The sequence below is a fragment of the Flavitalea sp. genome (genome assembly GCF_035489435.1).
Taxonomy (GTDB): Bacteria; Bacteroidota; Bacteroidia; order Chitinophagales; family Chitinophagaceae; genus DATHKG01.
Genome location: NZ_DATHKG010000037.1, coordinates 1 through 2959, shown reverse-complemented (window position 1 = coordinate 2959; position 2959 = coordinate 1). Strand labels below are relative to the sequence as shown.

Genomic DNA, 2959 nt, shown 5'->3' with positions numbered 1-2959 from the left:
AAAGGGCCATACAGTACCAGACTCACCAGTGAACTCAAAAGGTCCATTGGGGTAAATGGTATCACTGCATGTGGCTTTTTCACAAAGTTATTAATAAGGTGATATCGATGAAACCGATCGAAGACTCACCACTCACCACTTATCTCACAGCTTTTCCCGGTCACTCTTAAACCTTTCCCATTCAAACGGAATTACCTCCTTCTCTTTCCCATCAACCCAAACCTTACCTCCCAGGAAAAAAGTTTTTGCCGCCTGCACACCTTTTATGAACAATTCTTTTTTTGCCTTTTCATCCATTCCAAAATTCAGCCAGTTATATTCTGCTGCATCAATATATCCAATACATTGTTCATATACTGCGTTCCGTTTCAGAAAGTCGCGGTCATAATAAAATCTTACTGTACTGAAAACTGTCATCAGGTATTTAAAAAGACTTCTTGATTCAGGTTCTTCCTTACCCGGACTGATATGTTTTTCATCTTCCAGCTTAACTCCGAAAGTAGGGAGCCGGGCTATCCGCACGTTCGGGTTGTGGAAAACATTTATCGGGAAATTTGACAATATGCCACCATCTACAAATAAAGAAATTTTCGGTGCGCTGGTCCTCTTATCTTTCAATGTAGCTTTCATCTTTTGCAGCTTACTGGTATTCTGAACCTGCTGAGGCACTGCAACCCGGAAAGGTTCAAAAAATATCGGGATCGACATGGAAGCCCTGACAAAATCTGCGGGGTTAACGGAACCAGGATCGACCCAATAATCCGGAGCCATCAATGGAAATTCTACTTTTGTCTGAACTGTGATATCGCTGGCAACAAGCGTGAGATAAGGATAAGGTACAGAAACATCATCCCCGGGGATATGTTGAGCTTTTCTTTCAGCCCGCATTTCGATGTTGCTATATCGCTCAGTCATTTTCTGTTCAAGTTCAGCCAACGTATTAATATTATTCCTTTGTAAAATTTCTGTTATCCAACTATGAAAATTTTTCCCGGTATTGATACCGAAGCCTGCCCGATCAAACCTTAACCTGAAATAAGAGAATAAACAAAACTGGATTACCAGCGTTATAACAGAAACTAAAGCCAGTGCGCTGAAAATTTTATGGATTACACTGAACACTGGTGATAGCAATAAATTTGCAACTGTCTGCTGAAGTACTATTATGTATAATGCATAAATTATAGGGATCACAATTGAACAACCAATCAGAAATTTCAAAAGACTTGTGCCAAACCGGTAATTGATAAAAATCCGGATCAATCTTTTTGCCAGCCAGTGTCCATCTACCAGTTGCCATAAATCATAACTGAGCAGTTCATGAAGCATGATCTCCGACTGAAGTTTGAAATCATGTTCCGGGTAATTTTTTTTATCGACTGATGCAAGCATTATTGTAGTAATGGCTCCCGCACTGGTGCCCGCGAGTCTCAAAAAACGAAATCCAAGTTTTTCCAGTACATAAGTATAGCCGATCAGCGCAATTCCCAACACTCCGCCTCCCTCCTGGACATAATTCACATATTCATATTCAGTTTTTTCATCCCTGAAAATGAGATCAGAATAAATTGGTTTTTTCCCGTTGTTTAACTGCCTGAGACTATCATCTATTTCCTGGATCAACCTGTCTGCGCCTGTTTCGTCAATGAATTGCCTGACCGATTTGTTGGTTGCTGACATAGAATATTTTTAATCACTTAAAATACGACTTTCTGAATTATTCATTAGTTTCATCCGGTCATTTATATATTTGATGCCCTGCGAGGGCATAGCCCAGGTGGATCAAATACTTTCGATGGGCGTTTCATATCTTTAAAAACCAAACTTGCCAGATGAATAACAAACTGCGACTGATATTGATTGCACTTTTTACTACAGCAGCCCTTATTTATAACGTTAATGGATATTCGCAAAAGTATGAGGCGAACTGGCAGTCTATAGACAGCCGCCCGATACCTTCATGGTTTGAAGACAGTAAGTTCGGCATTTTTATACATTGGGGTTTGTATTCTGTACCGGCCTGGGCACCAACAGGGCCGGAAATTCCAACTTATTCAAAATATGCAGAATGGTATGGCAAGCGACTAACTGATAATGATGCCGTTGGTAAAATGTTCCAGGCTCATCATCTTAAAACCTATGGCCCTGATTTCAAATACAATGATTTTGTAAAAGATTTCAAAGCTGAAATGTTTAACCCTGATCAGTGGGCAAGCCTTTTCGAGCGCTCGGGCGCCAAATATGTAGTGTTGACATCTAAACATCATGAAGGTTTTCCACTTTGGCCAAGTGAACATTCCTGGAACTGGAACGCTATGGATGTCGGCCCACACCGTGACCTGGCGGGCGACCTCTCAAAGGCTGTTAAAAAGAAAGGATTAAAAATGGGTTTTTATTATTCATTATACGAATGGTATAATCCATTATATAAACAGGATGTGAACAGATACGTGGATGAACATATGATCCCACAAATGAAGGACCTGGTGAACAGGTACAATCCCGACCTGGTTTGGACCGACGGCGAGTGGGATCATCCGAGCGAGGTTTGGAAAAGCACCCAGTTCCTGAGCTGGCTTTTTAACGAAAGCCCGGTTAAAAAAGATGTTGTTATCAATGATCGCTGGGGTAAGGAAACCAGAAGCAAACATGGTACGTTCTATACAACAGAGTATGATCTTGTTCATAGTGATAATGCCTCCGGGAAAATGATCGCTCATCCGTGGGAAGAATGTCGCGGTATAGGAGGTTCATTTGGATATAACCGCAATGAGAACCTCGAAGATTATTCAAGCACCAGGGAATTAATTAAAATACTTATCGATAAAGTTGCACGTGGTGGCAACCTGTTACTCAATATAGGGCCCACAGCAGATGGCCGTATACCTGTTATCATGCAGCAAAGATTACTTGATATTGGCAAATGGCTGAAAACAAACGGGGAAGCTATCTATGGAAG

At 41.1% G+C, this 2959-nt stretch carries 2 protein-coding genes; one reads left to right on the top strand and one right to left on the bottom strand.

Annotated features, from left to right (window positions below):
* Positions 1-144: 144 nt before the first annotated feature.
* The gene (locus VK664_RS06205; RefSeq protein ID WP_461397758.1) at positions 145-1680 is read right to left on the bottom strand and encodes a patatin-like phospholipase family protein; all 1536 of its coding nucleotides are present in this window, start codon (positions 1678-1680) and stop codon (positions 145-147) included.
* 152 nt (positions 1681-1832) lie between these two features.
* Here VK664_RS06205 and VK664_RS06200 point away from each other — a divergent pair.
* Positions 1833-2959 (top strand): alpha-L-fucosidase (locus VK664_RS06200; protein ID WP_461397757.1); only part of this gene is annotated, 1127 nt, incomplete at its 3' end.

What these genes read in the sequence shown, in the direction of transcription:
- VK664_RS06205 (WP_461397758.1), bottom strand. Translation starts at nt 1,680, where the DNA reads ATGTCAGCAACCAACAAATCGGTCAGGCAATTCATTGACGAAACAGGC.